This window comes from Rhodopila sp. (assembly GCF_035548095.1).
Taxonomy (GTDB): Bacteria; Pseudomonadota; Alphaproteobacteria; order Acetobacterales; family Acetobacteraceae; genus Rhodopila.
The window spans coordinates 64,844-83,058 of sequence record NZ_DASZUV010000005.1 but is presented as its reverse complement, the minus strand read 5'-3'; the positions used below and the strand labels follow the sequence as shown (position 1 = coordinate 83,058).

15 protein-coding genes, 1 tRNA gene and 1 pseudogene are annotated in these 18,215 nt (G+C 64.0%); 11 read left to right on the top strand and 6 right to left on the bottom strand.

Annotation, left to right across the window (positions count from 1 at the left end):
* Nucleotides 1-42: 42 nt before the first annotated feature.
* The gene (zwf, locus tag VHC04_RS06425) at nucleotides 43-1,518 is read right to left on the bottom strand and encodes a glucose-6-phosphate dehydrogenase (RefSeq protein ID WP_325679212.1); all 1,476 of its coding nucleotides are present in this window, start codon (nucleotides 1,516-1,518) and stop codon (nucleotides 43-45) included.
* A 139-nt stretch (nucleotides 1,519-1,657) separates the two neighbouring features.
* On the opposite strand from zwf, the gene VHC04_RS06420 reads away from it, so the two are divergent.
* The 4 genes and pseudogenes from VHC04_RS06420 (at nucleotide 1,658) to VHC04_RS06405 (ending at nucleotide 4,744) form a co-directional block, all read left to right on the top strand.
* Nucleotides 1,658-1,734, top strand: a tRNA-Ile gene (locus VHC04_RS06420).
* A 650-nt stretch (nucleotides 1,735-2,384) separates the two neighbouring features.
* Nucleotides 2,385-2,582, top strand: a pseudogene (locus VHC04_RS06415) (transcriptional regulator); the annotation flags it as partial.
* Nucleotides 2,583-2,865: 283 nt separating this feature from the next.
* Nucleotides 2,866-3,876 carry an NADPH:quinone oxidoreductase family protein gene (locus tag VHC04_RS06410; RefSeq protein ID WP_325679210.1) on the top strand — a complete coding sequence of 337 codons (1,011 nt, stop codon included), beginning with the start codon at nucleotides 2,866-2,868 and terminating at the stop codon, nucleotides 3,874-3,876.
* A gap of 19 nt (nucleotides 3,877-3,895) precedes the next feature.
* Complete coding sequence (locus VHC04_RS06405; RefSeq protein WP_325679208.1) at nucleotides 3,896-4,744, top strand: dienelactone hydrolase family protein; 849 nt, start codon at nucleotides 3,896-3,898, stop codon at nucleotides 4,742-4,744.
* A 23-nt stretch (nucleotides 4,745-4,767) separates the two neighbouring features.
* Here VHC04_RS06405 and VHC04_RS06400 read toward each other — a convergent pair whose 3' ends face one another.
* Nucleotides 4,768-5,373 (bottom strand): hypothetical protein, encoded by a 606-nt coding sequence (locus VHC04_RS06400; RefSeq protein WP_325679206.1) that lies wholly within the window; start codon nucleotides 5,371-5,373, stop codon nucleotides 4,768-4,770.
* Between the two features lie 172 nt (nucleotides 5,374-5,545).
* Here VHC04_RS06400 and VHC04_RS06395 point away from each other — a divergent pair, with 172 nt between their 5' ends.
* The 4 genes from VHC04_RS06395 to VHC04_RS06380 all read left to right on the top strand — a co-directional run bounded on the left by VHC04_RS06395 (nucleotide 5,546) and on the right by VHC04_RS06380 (nucleotide 10,660).
* The gene (locus VHC04_RS06395; RefSeq protein ID WP_325679202.1) at nucleotides 5,546-6,952 is read left to right on the top strand and encodes an ABC transporter substrate-binding protein; all 1,407 of its coding nucleotides are present in this window, start codon (nucleotides 5,546-5,548) and stop codon (nucleotides 6,950-6,952) included.
* Between the two features lie 13 nt (nucleotides 6,953-6,965).
* Nucleotides 6,966-7,901, top strand: coding sequence for a carbohydrate ABC transporter permease (locus VHC04_RS06390; protein WP_325679200.1), 936 nt, complete (start codon nucleotides 6,966-6,968; stop codon nucleotides 7,899-7,901).
* Nucleotides 7,902-7,915: 14 nt separating this feature from the next.
* A complete protein-coding gene (locus tag VHC04_RS06385) occupies nucleotides 7,916-8,770 on the top strand; it encodes a carbohydrate ABC transporter permease (protein ID WP_325679198.1) in 855 nt (284 codons plus the stop codon).
* A gap of 96 nt (nucleotides 8,771-8,866) precedes the next feature.
* The gene (locus tag VHC04_RS06380) at nucleotides 8,867-10,660 is read left to right on the top strand and encodes a flavin-containing monooxygenase (protein WP_325679195.1); all 1,794 of its coding nucleotides are present in this window, start codon (nucleotides 8,867-8,869) and stop codon (nucleotides 10,658-10,660) included.
* A gap of 137 nt (nucleotides 10,661-10,797) precedes the next feature.
* Here VHC04_RS06380 and VHC04_RS06375 read toward each other — a convergent pair whose 3' ends face one another.
* Nucleotides 10,798-12,111 carry an MFS transporter gene (locus VHC04_RS06375; protein WP_325679193.1) on the bottom strand — a complete coding sequence of 438 codons (1,314 nt, stop codon included), beginning with the start codon at nucleotides 12,109-12,111 and terminating at the stop codon, nucleotides 10,798-10,800.
* Between the two features lie 984 nt (nucleotides 12,112-13,095).
* Between VHC04_RS06375 and VHC04_RS06370 the strand changes: the two genes are divergently transcribed.
* Nucleotides 13,096-13,659: a carboxymuconolactone decarboxylase family protein gene (locus VHC04_RS06370; RefSeq protein WP_325679191.1), complete on the top strand. Its 564-nt coding sequence runs from the start codon at nucleotides 13,096-13,098 to the stop codon at nucleotides 13,657-13,659.
* Nucleotides 13,660-13,823: 164 nt separating this feature from the next.
* Here VHC04_RS06370 and VHC04_RS06365 read toward each other — a convergent pair whose 3' ends face one another.
* Nucleotides 13,824-14,978 (bottom strand): lytic transglycosylase domain-containing protein, encoded by a 1,155-nt coding sequence (locus tag VHC04_RS06365; protein WP_325679189.1) that lies wholly within the window; start codon nucleotides 14,976-14,978, stop codon nucleotides 13,824-13,826.
* Nucleotides 14,979-15,229: 251 nt separating this feature from the next.
* Here VHC04_RS06365 and VHC04_RS06360 point away from each other — a divergent pair, with 251 nt between their 5' ends.
* Nucleotides 15,230-16,105: an ABC transporter permease gene (locus VHC04_RS06360; RefSeq protein ID WP_325679187.1), complete on the top strand. Its 876-nt coding sequence runs from the start codon at nucleotides 15,230-15,232 to the stop codon at nucleotides 16,103-16,105.
* Nucleotides 16,106-16,115: 10 nt separating this feature from the next.
* On the top strand, nucleotides 16,116-16,892 hold the full coding sequence (locus VHC04_RS06355) for an ABC transporter ATP-binding protein (RefSeq protein ID WP_325679185.1): 777 nt from the start codon (nucleotides 16,116-16,118) through the stop codon (nucleotides 16,890-16,892).
* A gap of 266 nt (nucleotides 16,893-17,158) precedes the next feature.
* Here the strand turns inward: VHC04_RS06355 and VHC04_RS06350 are convergent, their stop codons facing one another.
* Both VHC04_RS06350 and VHC04_RS06345 read right to left on the bottom strand, forming a co-directional pair.
* The gene (locus VHC04_RS06350) at nucleotides 17,159-17,389 is read right to left on the bottom strand and encodes a hypothetical protein (RefSeq protein WP_325679183.1); all 231 of its coding nucleotides are present in this window, start codon (nucleotides 17,387-17,389) and stop codon (nucleotides 17,159-17,161) included.
* Nucleotides 17,390-17,841: 452 nt separating this feature from the next.
* Complete coding sequence (locus tag VHC04_RS06345; protein WP_325679181.1) at nucleotides 17,842-18,105, bottom strand: hypothetical protein; 264 nt, start codon at nucleotides 18,103-18,105, stop codon at nucleotides 17,842-17,844.
* Between the last annotated feature and the right edge of the window lie 110 nt (nucleotides 18,106-18,215).

Sequence of the window (18,215 nt, the reverse complement as noted above, 5' to 3'; positions counted from 1 at the left end):
CGGCCGCGGAGCGGAGGATGGCGGCGGAGGCGTGGCGTCCGGCTAGTCCGCCCCCTCATGCCAGGTGCGGCCGTCCCGCTCGATCAGCGCTATGGAGGAGGTGGGACCCCAGCTTCCAGCCGGGTAGGGACGCGGGTGGTCGGGGCGGCCGGCCCAGGCCTCCAGGATCGGCTCGACCCACGTCCACGCCGCCTCCACCTCGTCACGGCGCATGAACAGGGTGGGATCGCCGCGCACCGTGTCCATCAGCAGCCGCTCATAGGCATCGGGGAAGCGGTGGCCGAAGGTCTTCTCGAACCGGATGTCCAGCGCCGTCGGCGATAGGCGCATGCCGCCCGGCCCCGGGTCCTTGGTCATCATGCCCAGGCGCATGCCCTCTTCGGGTTGCAGGCGGATGATGAGCCGGTTCGGCTGCCATTCGGCTGCCTCGGCGGGGAAGATCGAGAATGGTAACGCCTTGAATTGTATGACGATTTCGGATACTTTCTGTGGCAGGCGCTTGCCGGTACGCAGGTAGAACGGCACGTTGGCCCACCGCCAGCTGCAGATTTCCGCCTTCAGCGCGACAAAGGACTCGGTGCGCGACGGCTTGTCGGAGCCCAGGTCGGTCAGGTAGCCCGGCACCGGTTGCCCATCGATGGCGCCCTGGGTGTATTGGCCGCGCACCGTCAGCGTGGGCACGTCGTGCGGGTCCATCGGCTTCAGCGCCCGCAGCACCTTCAGCTTCTCGTCACGCACCCGGTCGGCGTCCAGCGACACCGGCGGCTCCATCGCGATCAGGCACAGCAATTGCAGCATGTGGTTCTGCAGCATGTCGCGCAGGGCACCGGAATGGTCGTAGTAGCCGGCCCGCCCCTCCAGCCCGACTGTTTCGGCGACGGTGATCTGAACATGATCGATCACATCCGATGACCACAGACGCTCAAAAATCGTGTTGGCGAAGCGCAGCGCCAGCAGGTTCTGCACCGTCTCCTTCCCCAGATAGTGGTCGATGCGGAAGGTCTGGTCTTCCCGGAACACCGCACCGACGCTGTCGATGATCCTCAGCGCCGACGGCAAATCATGGCCGATCGGCTTTTCCAGCACGACGCGGGACTTTTCCGTCACCAGGCCGGCGCCGCCGAGGGCCTGGGTGATGGGGCCGTAGAGGCTGGGGGAGGTGGCGAAATAGAAGACACGGACCCGGTCAGGGTCCAGCATCGCCTGGAACCGGCTCCAGTCGGCGTCCTTGGCCGCGGCATCGATCGGCAGGTAGAACAGTCGGTCGAGGAAGCGGTCCCTGGTTTTGGCGTCCAGGTCCTTGGCATCCACGTGCTCCATCAGGGCGTGGGCGGCGCGCCGGCGGAAATCCTCGTCGGACAGGGGGGAGCGGGCGGCGCCGATGATCCGCGATTCGTCCGGCACCTGGCCGTCACGGAAACGGTAGTAGAGCGCCGGGAGCAGTTTCCGGAGGGTCAGGTCGCCGGTCGCGCCGAAGACGACACAGTCGAATACGGCGACGGGGTGGATTCTCTGCATGCGAACGCGGCCTTCCGAGCGATGGTGCGGCCCAGGATAGCTGGCGGGGGAGGGGAGGCTGTCAAGCGGGGTCATGTGACGTCTCCGAAGCGGCATCGTTGACGCGGTGGGGCAGGACGGTGCATGGAATGGCCCGCGTGCGCCTGTAGCTCAATTGGTTAGAGCTGGCGGCTCATAACCGCTCGGTTGCAGGTTCGAGTCCTGCCGGGCGCACCATGGAATCGATCCATTATGGACGGAATTTGAAATGAATTCCGGGCTGATCCGGTTGGGACAACGTCCGGGGCAACAATTCGCGCCACCTTAACGGCAGTCTTCCTGCGATTGGAAGACGGGAGCAAGGCGAGAGGGCACAGTCGGTCCAGGGTACAGTCGGTCCAAAGACCGCGGCGACTGCGAACGCTTGATGACCGAGGTCGGGCCGCACCATACTTCAGACAGAACGGACAGATCTTGGAGGGACGCTTTATATCCGCCACGTCGACTTGCTCGGTTCAGGCGCGGCGATGCATAATGCGATATGGTGCCTAAACGGTGCCTTCCCGACGGCGTTCCCTCTGATCTGAAGTCCCTCGGAATAAGAATCGCTGCATGACGAATTCATATACAGGTTTAATCATAGTCTCGTTCACAAGGTTATTCACGCAATTGTCGGTTTGGGAGACCAATGGATCTTCCAGATCATCGCAGTGTGCTTCCATCGTCTGCTGCGTTATCGCCGTCGGAGACTGAAGCTTCTTCCAGATCGATTGGCCCGCTTTGACGTTGCTAAGTCTGCGCAACATCACTACAGTGTAGCGATGGATGCCAGCGAAGAAAAGTCAAAATCGCTACATCATAGCGAAATCACCGCTGAGCAATGCCGCATGGCACGGGCTGCACTGTCGCTTGGGGTGCGCGGACTGGCTACAGCCGCGGGTGTTTCCACGAACACAATCACCCGCTTGGAGCGTGGCGAGACGCTCTATGAGCGCACCTTGCGGTCTATCCGCTCAGCCCTCGAGCGTGCTGGCGTCGAGTTCATCGCGGCGAACGGCGGCGGACCCGGCGTGCGCCTCGCGAAGCGAGGTCAGACCGCCAAGCACGAACTGCGCGAGGTCGGGCCGGAAGACGAGGTCAGAAGCGGGCCGGAAGCGATCGAGCGGCCGAAGCGCGAGCTGGATGACTGAGTTGCCGCGACAAGAGGGTCACGGTGGCTCAATGCGGAGATCGCCGACAGTACCGTTTGAACGTACGTATCTCCGTCGGAAAGCCTCGGGCCCTCGCTCGACCTGGCGGCCGTGGGCCTCGTCCGGCGCGGCCTTGGCATGTCAAGATCCGCGATCTCGGGACTCCGGAGGAAATGCCATGCGCGCCGTGCGCTGCCACGAATGGATGCCGTATCAGGATTTGAAGCTGGAGGAGGTGCCCTCGCCGCCGTTGGGTGCCGGCCAGGTGCGGATCGCGGTGCATTACGCCGGCGTGTCATTCGCCACCATGTTGGTCACCACCGGCCGGTATCAGCGCCGTCCGCCTCGCCCGTTCAGCCCGGGGACGGAAGTCGCCGGCGTGGTGACCGAGGTGGCGCCGGGCGTGACGCAGGTCGCGGTAGGCGACCGCGTCTGCGCGGTGATCGACTGGGGCGGCCACGCCGAGGAGGTGGTGACCGACCCCGCCACGGTCTTCAAGCTGCCGGATTCGGTGCCGCTGGCGGTGGCCCCACAACTGCCGACCTCCTACGGCACCGCGTTCACCGCGCTGGACTGGCGGGCGCGGCTGCAACCCGGCGAAACCCTGTTGGTGCACGGCGCCGCCGGGGCGGTGGGGCTGGCGGCGGTGGAACTAGGCAAGGCGATGGGGGCGCGGGTGATCGCCACCGCCTCGACGGCGGAGAAACTGGCTGCAGCGCGCGCGCATGGTGCGGACGCGGCGGTGCTGTTCCCGTCCGACACGGCGCTGGAGGCCATCAAGGCCGCTGCCCCGAACGGCGCCGACGTGGTGTTCGATCCGGTCGGCGGCGATGCCTTCGACCTGTCGCTGAAGGCGGTGGCGCAGGGAGGACGCATCCTGATCATCGGCTTTGCAGCCGGGCACATCCAGCAGATCCCAGCGAATATATTGCTGGTCAAGAACGTGTCCGCGATGGGGTTCAACTACGGCCGCTATATCGGCTGGGGCCTGGTGGATGAACGCCACCGGCACGAGCCCGCCGTGCGCGCCGCCCTCGCAACGATGTTCCGCTGGATCGAGGAGGGCAAGCTGCGTCCCACCACGTCGCACCAGTTCCCGCTGACCGACTATGTCGCCGCCATGGACGCCGTGAAGTCTCGTCAGGGCATCGGCAAGGTGGTGCTGCGCATGCCGGCGGCGGACGCGTAGCCGTCATGGCCCCGGCAGCGTGATCCGGGTCGGGCATCCGGTTGCGGCGCGTGCGCTGGCCGCCGGCCTGCTGATCCATGTGCTGTCATCAGGCCCCGCGCCGGCGGACAGCGAGACCGCCGGGGTCGCCGTGCATTTCCCCGCGGTGCCCGCCACGACCGGGCCGCACGAGCTGGCTGGAATCCTGCGTCGCCCCGCCGGCGCCGGCCGTTTCCCGGCCGCCGTGCTGCTGCACGGGTGCGGTGGCGACGCGCAAGGGCTCGACCGTAACTGGGGCGCTCTCATTCAGTCCTGGGGATATGTGATCCTGACAGTGGACAGCTTCGGGCCGCGCGGAATCACCAACTCATGCCGGACGGGCCCGCCGCCGGGCCGTGTTCTGGACGCCGACAGTGCCTATCGGTTCCTGGCCACGCAGGGCTTCGTCGATCCGTCGCGCATTGCCTTGATCGGCTTTTCGGAAGGGGGAGTCCTCGCCCTGCTGCAAGTGGACGCGGAACAGCATCCGCCTCTGTTCGGAGCGGACTTCGCGGCGGCGGCCGCATTCTACCCGCTCTGCGCGGAGAGCGGGACGGTGACGGTGCCGACGCTGGTCCTGAATGGCACGCTGGATGATTGGTCCCGGATCGACGCCTGCCGCAGAATGGTCCGGCAGGAGAACGATATCGGGATCACCCGCCACCCGGGCCCAAGCGCACCGCTGGCGCTGGTCGCATTGCCCGGCGCGTACCACAAGTTCGACGATCCGACGTTCCAGCCCGGGCGCCGCTACATGGGACATATGTTGGAATACAACGCCGTCGCCCGCGCGCAGGCGGCCGGTGCCTTGCGCGCGTTTCTGACGGCGCGGCTGGGAGATGCCCGGTAGCCGGCGACGGGCGGTGCCAAGGCCTACATCGGCGGCTCGACGCCGTCCTTGCCGACGGTGACGCGCGACGCCGAGAGTTTTCCGCCATCATCCGTCGCGATCAGGAAAACCGCTGCGCCCGGTTTCAAGTCCGCACGCTGGGCGGGGACGAAGGTCACAATGGGCACTTGCGGCGGAACGAAGACCGTTTTGGTGCCGTCCTTGTAGGTGACGGTCAGTTCACGCCCCGCCGTGGCGGTGATGGCACCGGTGATCGTGCCGTTGGTCATGGTGGTGTTGGGTTCCAGGTCCCAGGGACGGCTGCCCTCTCCGGCGCCGCGGGCGGATTCCGGGAACACATGCACCTCGATGGCGGTCGTCTTGCCATCGGGGCCGGTGCGGGTCGTCATCCCCACATAGGCCTTGTCGGTCAGCGCCGACAGATCGAGCTTCTTCACGCTGGACACCGTCAGGTTATCGGCAAGCGCGATCGCGACGGTCTGGCCGGTGCGTGTGGCGACGGTCATGGTGGCGCCGTCGACCGAGACGATGGTTCCGCGGATACGGGTCGTCGCCGGGGCCTGTGCCATGGCGCCCAGGGGAAGGACGGCCATGGCGGCGGCAAGGATGAAGCGGCGGCTGGTTGGCATGGCGGTGTCCTGCAGCGGCGGCGTTGATGTGTCCCGATGGCGCGCCGACGATGGCGGATTTTCCGCGGCCCGCCAATGGCGGTGCGGGCCTTGATGCCCCCGCGCAACGCTGCTTAGTCTTTCAATGCAGAACAACACTCCGGACGGCACGGGGTGACAATGGAGGAAACCGATGCGGATACACCGTCGCTCCCTGGGCCGGCTCATGTTCGGCGCGTTGGCACCGGCCGGCCTGGTACGCGGTGCTGTGGCGCAGGATGATACGAGCGAAACCTATTTTAAGCAGGCGAAGGTCGACTGGCAGCAGGCCAAGGGCCAATCCCTGACCATCGGCCTGAACAAGCATCCCTTCACCGAATCCCTGCTGCCGCTGATTCCGGAGTTCCGGAATCTGACCGGGATCGAGGTCGATTACCTGATCCTGCCGGAAGCGGAATATATTACCAAGCTGACCGCCGATCTGTCGCAGCAGCGCGGTGAATTTTCCGTGATCATGACGGGTCCGATGCGGAACTGGCAATACATACCGCCGGACTGGATCCTGCCGCTGGACGATTTCCTGAACAACCCGAAGCTGACCGATCAGGCCTGGTACAAGCTGAGCGATTTCTATCCCGCGTTGATATCGGCCAATCGCTGGGATGGCACCACCGGCAGCGGCGTAGGCAAGGGTCCGCTGTATTCGATACCGGTGCTGGAAGAGAGCTATATCCTGGCCTACCGGAAGGATATTTTCGATCAGTACCACATCAAGGTGCCCACCACGATGGCGGAGCTGGTCGAGGCCGCGCGGCTGGTGAAGCAGAATGCCGGCATTCCTGGCATCGTCGCGCGCGGCACGCCCAGCGTCGCCACGATGTCGACCGGTTTCATCAGCGGCCTGAAATCCTTCTCGGACGGCAACTGGGCAGAGCTGGACACCAAGCTGAGGGCCAATTTCCACGATCCAGCCTCGGTGAAATTCACCGATGCCTGGGTGAAGATGGTGCGGGAGAGCGGACCGCCGAACTGGGCCAATCTGCAATGGTACGATGCGATGGAGATGTTCGCCGCCGGCCAGGCGGGCATGATCATCGATGCCGACTTCTTTGCCGCGACCTATGAGGATCCGAAGAAGTCCAAGGTGGCCGGCAAGGTCGGCTATGCGCTGATCCCGGCCGGTCCCGGCGGGAAGCCCTATTCCGGCCTGTGGACCTGGGCGCTGGGCATCAACCGGGCGACGAAGAACAAGGAGGCGGCCTGGCTGTTCATCGCCTGGGCAACATCGCAGCGCAGCCTGCTGAACGCCACGGTCGGCTACAACAATTACAATCCGGCCCGGGCCTCGGTGACCGAAGATCCGCGCGTGACGGCGAGGATGGGCGCCTGGGGCGATGGCAGCTATCTGAGGACGGTGGCTGAAAACCTGAAGACCGCCCGCGTCGCCTGGGTGCCGCAGCCGGAGCGCGCGCGGCTGGGCGATATCTGGGCGCGGGCGCTGCACGACATCTATTTCCAGCGCATGTCCACCGAGGATGCCCTGCGCAAGGCCGATGCCGAGGTCGACCGGGTGCTGAAGGAAGCGGATATCAAACCGTAACGACGCGACGGCGATGACCGGAGTCCCCGTGATCCAGGCCCGTGTGATCCCGACCCGCGCGAGGCAGGCGCGCGGGCGGCGCGGGGCGGCGCTGCCCTATCTGCTGCTGGCGCCCGCCCTGGTGCTGCTGGCGGGGATGGCATACCCGTTCGGCCTGGGCGTGTATTACAGCTTCACCAGCTACTGGCTGCAATATCCGAAGCGGTTCCGGTTCATCTGGTTCGACAACTATATCGGCCTGCTGGATGAGCCGCTGTTCGGCCGAGCGCTGCTGTTCACCCTGGGCTTTACGGTGGTGGCGGTGGTCGTGCAGGTCGGGCTGGGGCTGGCCGTGGCGCTGTTCCTGCACGCGCGCATTCCGGGCCGCAACGTTATCCGGGCGCTGATGCTGTTGCCGCTGATGATGCCGCCGGTAATCACCGCATTGATGTGGAAGATCATGATGGCGTCGACGAATGCCGGCATCCTGAACTACATGCTGTCCTTCGTCGGCCTGGGGCCGGTGAACTGGTTCGGCGAGCCGAACAGCGCCATCGTTTCGATCCTGATCATCGATACCTGGGGCAACCTGCCCTTCGTTTCCCTGATCCTGCTGGGCGCGTTGCAGGCGCTCCCCACCGAACCCTATGAGGCGGCGCTGGTCGACGGCGCCGGCCCATGGGGCGTCCTGCGCTACATCACCCTGCCGCTGCTGGGTCCCTTCATCGTGCTGGCGGTGATGTTCCGCACCATGGACTCACTGCGCATTTTCGACGTGATCTACGCCACCACCCAGGGCGGCCCGAACGATGCGACGACGAATCTGCTGATCATGGCGTATCAGTACTCGTTCCAGTGGTATCAGATGGGCAAGGGCATGGCGCAGTCCATCGTGCTGCTGATCCTGGTGGTGATCGTCAGTTACGGTCTGATGCGGCTGTGGAACCGCGCCGCCGCGAGCACCGCGTGACGGCGGCGCGTGCCATGACTCGCCAGCAGGCGGTGCAGCGGGTGCTGCTGGCTGCGGCGGCCGCCCTGCTGCTGATCTGGACGGTGTTCCCCTTCGTCTGGATCATCCTGACATCGTTGAAGAACCCGGGCGACATCATCTCGGTGCCCCCGAAATTCATGTTTACGCCGACATTCGACAATTACGCCGCGCTGGTGCTGGGGGAGCAGCGCGGACAATACGCGTCCTCCCGCCCCGATTTTCCGCTGTTCTTCCTGAACAGCCTGATCATCTCGATTGGCGCCGTCCTGCTTTCGATGATAGCGGGGGTCCCAGCGGCCTACGCGCTGGCGCGGTTCCGCTTTCCGCTGAAGGAAGGATTGGCCTTCCTGTTCATGGGCTTCCGCTTCGTGCCGTTCCTGGCTTTCGTCATTCCACTGTACCTGCTGTACCAGAAGGTCGGACTATACAATACGCATCTGGGGCTCATCCTGGCGTATCAGCTGATTACCCTGCCCTTCACCGTGTGGATGCTGCGCAGCTTCTTCTTGGAAATCCCGCAGGAAGTGCAGGAGGCGGCGACGATCGACGGCTGCTCCTGGCTTGGTGTGCTGACGCGGGTGATCCTGCCACTGAGCCTGCCGGGCATCGCGGTGACTGTCATCCTCGGGTTCATGTTCTGCTGGAACGCGTTCAACTATCCGCTGATGCTGGCCGGACGGCAGACTTTTCCGGTGACGGTGGGGGCCATCCAGTTCATTTCATACGAGCAAATATTATGGGGCCAGATGGCGGCGGCCACGATCGTCGCGGCGCTGCCGCAACTGGCGCTGAGCCTGATGGTACAGAAATACATCGTGCGCGGACTGACGATGGGAGCAGTGCGGTAGGCGCGGCGGCCGCACTTGCCGTATCGGCCGGCCGCATGATTGTCATCCCGCCCCGTCCATGGTCCACTTCCCTCAAGCAGTATCAGGGAACCGTAAATGTCCGAGACTCAGTCGCAGCCGCGCGCCGGCCGTAAGCAGGATCCGAACGCGCCGGCGGTGCGCGTGCAGTTCGACCCGCTGCGCCCGACCGACAAGCCGCAGGATTTCTACGATGCGATCAAGCAGAAATTTGCCGAGGCGCGCGATCTGCGCCTGGGCTTCCGGCCCGAGGGACGTGAGCAATACACGTCCGACCTGACTGGTGAGCTGGCGCGGTATGAGGTCGACCCATGGGCGGAGGAGGTCAAGGAGCGCGACCCGATCACCGACCATGTGGAATGTCTGTTCATCGGCGGCGGCTTTTCGGCGCTGCTGACGGCCGCTCGGCTGCGGGAAAAAGGCGTCGAGAGCATCCGCATCGTCGAACGCGGCAGTGATGTCGGCGGCACCTGGTACTGGAACCGCTATCCCGGAGCGGCCTGCGATGTCTCTGCCTATGACTACCTGCCGCTGCTGGATGAGATGGGATACATTCCGCCCAGCTATTTTGCCAAGGGACCGGAAATCTTCGCGCATTGCCAGGCGATCGCGCGGCGTTACGATCTGTATGAGCTGGCGGTGTTCCAGACGACGGTGACCTCCACCGTGTGGGACAAGCAGGCGAAGCTGTGGCGCATCGGCACCGACCGCGGCGACCGGATGACCGCCCGCTTCGTCATCTGTGCCAACGGGACCCTGTCGAAGCCGAAACTGTCGCGGATCGATGGGATGGAGCGGTTCAAGGGCCATTCCTTCCACTCCTCCCGCTTCGACTACGGGTATTGCGGGCAGGATCTGTCGAAGCTGAAGGATAAGGTGGTTGGCGTCATCGGCACCGGCGCCTCGGCCGTGCAGATCATCCCCAAGCTCGCCAAGGCCGCGAAGGCGCTGTACGTGTTCCAGCGTACGCCCTCGGCGATCGATATCCGCGATGATATCCCGACCGATCCGCAATGGGCGGCCTCGCTGAAGCCCGGCTGGCAGGCGGAACGTCTGGCCAAGCACATGCGCGGCCCGGTCCTGACCGAGGAACAGAAGGCCGAGCTCGCCGCGCTGCCGCGCGAGGAGAAGATCCGCCGGCAGGAGAACCAGAATATCGACCACCAGATGCGGATCCACGCCCGTGTCGATGAGATCGTAAAGGACAAGAAGACCGCCGAGGCGCTGAAGCCCTGGTACATGCACCGCTGTAAGCGGCCGACCTATGACGATGAGTATCTGCCGACCTTCAACCTGCCCAACGTTCATCTGGTGGACACCAACGGCCGGGGCATTACCGAAATTACCGACAACGGCCCGGTCTTCGACGGTCAGGAATATCCGCTGGACCTGCTGATCTACGCCACCGGGTTCGAGGTGCAGGTCACCGGTATCTACAACCGGATCTTGGGTGAAGACGGGCGTGAGCTGAACGAGAAATACGCCGATGGCATGCGGACGGTGTTCGGCATCCACTCAAGCGGGTATCCGAACCTGTTCATCATGGGTGGGTACCAGGCGTCGTTCCAGTTCAACCTGACCTTCATCCTGCGCACCCAGGGCGATCACATCGCGGACTGCATCGATTATACGCGCAAGCACGGGTTCACGACGATCGACGCCACGCCGGACGCGGAACAATGGTGGGTGGATGAGGTGATCAAGCACCGCGGCAAGACCAACCGCAACAAGGAATGCACGCCGGGTTATTATAACTTCGAAGGTGAATCGAACCGCCGGCAGGACGGGAACTATAATGGCGGCTTCCACCAGTATTTTCTGCACATGGAGGATGTGCGGAAGGAAATGGGGAAGCATTTCGTGTTCGGGTGACGCGCCGGCGCGTCACCCGAACACTCGATGAGAGCCGCCAGGCCGGGGAGCGGCTTGGCGGCCCTCCTGGTCAATCGGTCTCGTCCGGTCGCAGCGCCGGACGGCCTCATACCGCGACCAGACGGCAGAGGCCGTCGCTATACGGCCTCCCGCTTCAGCCCATCGCCATCATATTCCAGCTCGGAGCCGCTGATCGGGTTGACGACACCGAACAGGTAGATCAACGCGCCCAGCGCGGCAACGGCGGCCCCGATGAACAGCGCGCCTTCGAAAGAGCCGGTCATGTCCACGACCATGCCCGTCACCACCGGTGACGCGGCACCACCCAGATAACCGCCGCAATTCTGGATGCTGCCGAGGGAGGCGACATAATTCGGTGGCGCGGCGACGGTGACGAGGCCCCAAATCGTTGCGCTGGCGCAGTTGCTGAACAGGACCGCGATCGACACCAGGGTGATCGCCAGCGCTGCGGAGTTGGCGTAGGCGGCGCAGACTGTCAGGGCCGCGGTGCCCGCCAGACCGACAATGATCGGGATCTTGCGGCTGTTGACGGGCGTAACGCCCATCGCCGCCAGACGGTCCGACACCCAGCCGCCCGCCAGCGCGCCGACGATACCGCATAATGGCGGGATGGAGGCGTAGATGCCGGTTTTGGCGACGCTGACATGGTGCTGCATCTCAAGAAATCCCGGCAGCCAGGCATAGTAGACCCAGAACAGATAGCCGGACCCGAAGTTGCCGAGAAGCATCGCCCAGGTCGTCCGGCACCGGAACAGCCGCCCCCATTGCGCCAGGGTGACCTTCGATGTGCTGGCTGTATCGCCGGAGCGGATATAGGCCACGTCCTGCGGAGGTGCGTGTTGTTCGGGGTCGCGGTAGAACAGAAACCAGACCAGGGCGCCAACAAGGCCGATGACGCCCATGGTGATGAACATCATGCGCCAGCCGAAAGCCAACATCAGCGCCGTCAGGATGGGTGGCGCCAGCGCGGTTCCCAGGCTGGGCCCCACCGAGGTGGCGGCGGCCATTGGCACGCCGCGCCGACTGATATGAAACCAGTTGCCGACGACGCGTGCCGCGGTGGGGAATTGCGGCGACTCGCCCAGGCCGAGTGCGATACGGGCCCAATAGAATTGGGTGAAGCTGGTGACGAATCCCGCCAGCAACTGCGCCAGCGACCAGATGCCGAGGCCAACTCCCAACAGGATGCGCGGACCGATGCGGTCAACCGACACGCCCGCGGGAAGCTGGGCAAAGGCGTAGCTCAACAGAAAGGCCGACAGCAGCACGCCCATCTGCGTCGCGTTGAGGCCCATCTCCTCACGGACTTCGACATTCGCGATCGAAAGCGCCGCTCTGTCGAGGTAGTTGATAACAGCACTGCCGATCAGCATCGTCAATGCCAGAATCTGCATCGTTCGCGTGGTCGCGGAGAGTTTGGTGTTCTGCATAGGCTTTTCCGTGGACGTCTGTAGTGCTGTCATGAGGCACCAGTTGCCGAGAGGCGTCAACGTTTACCCAGGACAGGGGCCATGGCCCGCCGGTACGGCATCCGCATGGCGGATGCCAGTCTATGCCGGTCGGCAATGGCGTGGCCTTGATGTTCCTTATGCAGAACGGAACTTACACGGAAAGACATCTCGCAGCAGATCTGCTGCCAAGGCCATCCGTCAAAAATTTTCGTGCAGGACGTAGCTCAGTGCCTTGGACGGCTGGATGACGCATTGCTCGATCTGGCTGGTCATCTGGCTGGCATCCGCATAGAGGGTCCGCGTAAGGTAGAGGCAGCGTCTGTTCTGTTGCGCCAGGCTGCGAACCAGCCGTCCAACTTGCGGAAATTTCCGATGTTGAGGCTTCCGAGCTGCGGCACGAGGTTGATATCGGTGCCGCCACCGGTGGCGTGCGACATCAGATGACCACGATGATAGCGGCCGTCGCCTCCTGGCGGGTGACCACTCATGCGAGCCGTGTCGCGCTTGTGCGTCACATAGGCAGGCACGTCCCAGGCGACAACATTACGACCTAGTGTCAAATCAAAAAGATAGCTGAAGGTCGGCCCCCCGGCTGCGTCAGCGGAACTTCCACCAGTTCCGCCGAAGGATTGGTTTCCGCGTACGTGTCACACCAAAGCGGCACCAGCCTGTCAGGCAGATCCGCCACGATGTCGTGCGGACAGCATCGCCCGGGCCTGGCTGTCGCGTCACCGCGACTGGCCATCGCAGCTGCATGTTAATCGCCCGGAAGATCGCGGCGCCATCAATGGGCGGAAATTGGTACGAAAGCGGAATCGCGCGCGCCCATCGGTCGTGGTCTCCGTCCCGCCTCCTCGCTCGGCCCGCCGGCCAACCCATGACGCCGCGCGCCCGCCCCGCTATCATCCGCGCGGAGCGGAACAACCCGGTATCCGCCTTGCCGCCAGAAGGAAACGCACGCGCATGTCCGAGACACGCTTTCCCACGCTGACCCCCGACACCATGAATGAGGAGCAGCGCGCCGTCGCCGAGGCCATTCAGTCCGGCCCGCGCGGAGCCGGGCTGCGCGGTCCGTTCAACGCCCTGCTGCGCAGCCCGCAGCTGTGTGATCTTGTGCAGCGGGTCGGAGCCTATGTCCGTTTCGGCTCTTCGATCCCCGCCCCGTTGAATGAGCTGGCGATCTGCATGGCCGGCCGCAAATGGGGTGCGCAGTATGAATTCTACGCCCATCGCCGCCTGGGCATCGAAGCCGGGCTGAACCCGGCCATCCTTGATGCAATCGCCGTCGGTCGCCGGCCTGCTGACATGAGCGGGGATGAAACCCTGATCTATGAATTCGTCACCGAGTTGCTGTCCACCGGACAGGTGCCGGATGAGAAATACCGGCCCCTGCTGGACCGGTTCGGGGAACGCGGCGTGATGGATCTGGTCGGCGCCGTCGGCTACTACAGCCTGGTGTCGATGGTGCTGAACGTCGCCCAGGTGCAGCTCCCTGAAGGGGAGACGCCGCCGCTGCCGCCACTCTGATCCACGGAAAAGGGCGATGCCGCAAGGCCGCCCTTGAAGGGTGGCAGGGCCAACCTGACCCTGCCATGCCTCAGCGGCCTTTTTGACTTGAAATCGCTGTTCGATACCTTCTGACCGGCGGTGCCGGGCGGTCGGGCGCCATGTCGTTCGAGGCGGAGTCGGCGTTACGACTGTGCCTCGGGTGATAACACGATGCAGCTTCCCTTGCCGCGTTGGATCTTCTCGCAGGCCTGCACTGCGCTCTCACGCGACATGCCTGTCATCCGAGCGCGATACAGCGTAGCCTTGCCTTGCTTGACATTGCCGACATAGGCGTGGGCCGCGGACAGTTCTCCATGGGCATGCTCCCGCGCGGTGCTCAGCGCGCTATGCGCCATCGCCTGGCTGCCATAGGCGCCCACCTGGATCGCCCATTCGCCTTTGGCCGAACCCCCGCGGCGGGACGGCGCCGCATCTGCGGCATTGGCCGGCGCGATGAAGTGGAAGCCGGCCTTGGAGACACCCGGCGGCGGCGGGGCGGACGGCGGCGGCACCACCATCGCGTAGCTTTGCGCCTTGCCGCGGCCATAGCGCGGCGGTTCCGGCATCGCCGCGACCTCCACCGGCATCCGCTTCGGTGTCTTGCCGCGGTTGGAGTTGCTGGCGAACACCGACGTCCGGCCGTAGCGCAGCCCGGCAGGAATATCGGTCGGCACGTCATACAGCGCCAGCTCGTCCGCCGCGGAACGGTTGTTCGGATAGATGCCCTGGATGTTCGGCGCGATCGAGGCGACATAGCGCCGCGTCTCATTCGGCAGGCCGCGCACATTATTCAGGTAGTCGTCCAGCCGGGCCGGACCGGCATTGTAGGCGGCCAGGAAGCCGGGCGTGCCGTAGATGTCGTACATCTCCCGCATGTACGCGGTGCCGGCCATGATATTGTCGTGCGGGTCGTAAGGATCGTCGCCCAGGGCGTAGCGCTCGCGCAGCCCGTCATAGGTCGCCGGCATCACCTGCATCAGGCCCATCGCGCCGACCGGCGAGGTGACGAGGCCGCCATTCACATACAGCTTGCCGCCCGATTCCTGCCGCATCAGGGAGCGAATCCAGACTTCCGGCACGTCGTATTTGGCCGAGGCCTCGCGGATATACGGTCCCCACGGGTCTTCCGGCGGGCCGGGCGGCGTATAATTGCCCTTGGCGTGGGAGGCATAGAACTGCGCCTCCTTCACAGCACTCTGTGTTGCCGGATCGCTACAGGCGGAGAGAAAGGCGAGGACTGCAAGCGCTCCGGCGACACAAAACTGACGGCCGAGGGTAGCGCGATGGGACCCACTCATGCTTGGTATTTCTCCGCGTCGCGAAACAAAAGTCCTGTTACGGCGACCGCGGGGCCGACGTTAAAGCAGGGACTCAAGAACCTCGGATAAGCCCCTACAGCACATCCATCTTTCAATCAAGTCATGTCGGCCTAATTTCGACCATCCCGGCGCGTGCGCGCTGGCGCGCGCGGGATGGCCGGCGTCGGGCCGCCGGCTTGTCGTCCGTCTGTGTTGTCTGGCCCTGGCGAATCGAGTATCGGCACCGCGCCATGACCATCGCCGCCACCGCCACGCCGCCGGATATCCCGCGGGTTCAGGCTGACGCCGCGCTCGACCTGACGGCCGAGATGACGCTGCGGTCACGCAACCGCCACGCGGTCGACGACATCCGCAAGGGGCTCGCGCTCTGGCGCCTGGCCCTGACCTTGGGTTGGCTGGATGTGCGCCTGCGTTATCGCGGTTCTGCCCTGGGGCCGTTCTGGCTGACCATCTCCACCGGCGTGATGGTTGGCGCGCTGGGGGTGCTTTATTCCAAGCTGTTCAAGATGGACCTGGAAAGCTACCTGCCGTTCCTGGCTCTGTCGCAGGTATTGTGGGGGTTTCTGGCCGCACTGGTCTCGGAAGCCTGCACCACGTTCACCGAGGCCGAGACGGTGATTCGCTCCGTGCGCATGCCGCTCTTCGTGTTTTCCATCCGCACGCTGATCCGCAATCTGATCACCCTGGCGCACAACATCGTCGTCATCGTGCTGGTGTTCGCCTATTTTCTGATCTGGCCAGGCGCGGATGCGCTGCTGGCGCTGCCCGGCCTGGCGGTTTGGGTGATCGACGCTTTGGCGCTGACCCTGCTGCTGGGCGCCTTCTGCGCCCGTTTCCGCGACATCCAGCCGATCGTCAACAGCATCATGCAGATCGCCTTCTTCGTCTCCCCGGTGATCTGGAAGCCGGAGCAGCTGGGCGCGGGCGCGGCGAAGCTGTTCCTGAACCCGTTCTACTGCCTGCTGGAAATCGTCCGCGCGCCGCTGCTGGGCCAGCCGATCGCGCTACGGGTCTGGGCCGCGACGATCGTCTACAGCCTGGTGCTGTGCGTCATCTCCTGGGCCTTCTTCGTGCGCGCGCGCAGCCGTGTCAGCTTCTGGATCTAGGGGGCGGAGCGTGTCAGGCCGCATCGACGTCGAGAATATCTCGGTCTGGTTCCCATTGTACCATGGCAGCGCGCGCAGCCTGAAAAAGACCATGTTCGCCGCCGCGTCCGGCCGGCTGGGGCAGGACCAGCAGAAGCGCGTCGTCGTGCGCGCCCTGCAGGATGTGACGGTTTCCATTGCCAGCGGCGACCGGTTGGGCCTGGTCGGACGCAACGGCGCCGGCAAGACCACGCTGCTGCGCGTGCTGGCCGGCATCTATGAGCCGGTCGCCGGCCGCGTGCGCATCTCCGGCAGCCTCAACGCGCTGCTGGACCCCAGCCTGGGGATGAACATGGAGCTGACGGGGCGGGAGAACATTCTGCTGCGCGGCCTGTATAACGGCCTCACAAAGCCCGAAATCGCCCGGTTGGAAGAGGATGTCGCCGACTTCGCCGGCCTGGCCGATTTCATGGACCTGCCGATGCGGATCTACTCCTCGGGCATGGTGCTGCGGCTGGGGTTTGCGCTGGCCACCGCGGTGCGGCCGCAGATCCTGCTGATGGACGAATGGTTCCTGGCGGGCGATGCAGACTTCATGGAAAAGGCCAGGACGCGCCTGGAGGAAATGGTGCGTGGCGCCGACATCCTCGTGCTGTCCAGCCACCAGGACGCCATCATCCGCGACTGGTGTACCCGCGTGCTGTGGATGGAGCAGGGACGCGTCCGAGCCGACGGCTCACCGGACGAGGTGCTGCCTGAATATCTCGGTCACCCGCTGCCGGAGCGGGAGCCGTTGCCGGTGTCGTGACAACCCCAGCAGGCTGTCGGATCGGTGTTGGCGACGACGGGTGGAAGTGTGGCTTTGTGAACGAAGTCAGGTGGCCTGCGGGCGATTGAGCCGGCTGCAGCTATAAGCGGGGGTGATCAGGGTTCACCCGTGCGCGACATTGGCGAGGCCGGGCAGGTGGAAGCGGGTGAAGCCGATGGCGCTTTTGATGATCCCGAACACCGGCTCGACACTCTATTTTCGCTTTGTGTACCGCTTGCGGCCATCTTCGGTCTCCAGCCTGGCTTTCACTGCGATCCGCCAGGGTTCGATAATCGATCGTAACGGCCTGACCGGTGGTGGGGGTGAACGTCGTAAGGTCTGTGCGGTTGAGTGCGCCCGATCGCCACCAGTGGGTCGATGCGCCTGATCACCGCAGCGACGATGAAGTGCGCGACATCGTCCGCCGGCAGCCAATCCTTGAGATCGGGCGGCAGCGGAAAACACTGGTCACGGTTGAACGGCACGAAGTTCGACATGCCCGATTCCATCCAATCAGCATGGATTGGGGTACCTCAATCCGACAGGCTGCTAGAGTGATATATATCCGAAACTTGGTCGGTCTCTATGCAAAAAGAACGGGTAGGCGTGGTGGGATTCCACCACACCCACCACAACCGTCGATCTTGCTGAAAGTTACGATATAGATATGACAACTGGCTGGGTCGCAACCGGGATCACCCAGGTCGGCACGTCATCGTGGGGGATGGATATAACCGGTCTATCCTGCTCCACTGCTGCGTAGATCTGCTCTTCGGCGAGGAGACTCCGCCGGAGGATCTGACAGAATCTGGTGACGGGATCACAGGCATCCGCATCGATGATACCCGTCTGCGGCAAGAACGTGAGCATACGATCGATGTCATCGGCCGGAGCCTGGGCGACCTCATGGACTTGGATCGGTCTTCAGAAATGACTAGTTCTTATCTGATCAGCCAACGGACTGAAGAATATTGAGGATACAGAGACTAGCCTTGGGCACCGTTATATCCGTGCTGATCTGGGCACTATTGGTTGATCGGATGTGCTGCGATGGATGCAGCACATAATAGGCCTCGGCAGCCTCCATTTCCGTCAGAAAGATCCTCGCCATGGTGTCTCCCAACGATGTTCTTCTTGAGGGCTTTTTATCCTTCAACTTCTGCGCCTTCATAGAAAACTCCTCGTAGCGCAGTTCGGCATATGTTTTCACCATGCGTCCGCGCTGATGGCACTGCAGCCTTTGGATTATGGTGTCGCGGCTTCGTGGGTGGATTATAGTCCGTTGGTCTGACAATAGGATCACCACCTATGCTCTGCCCATGA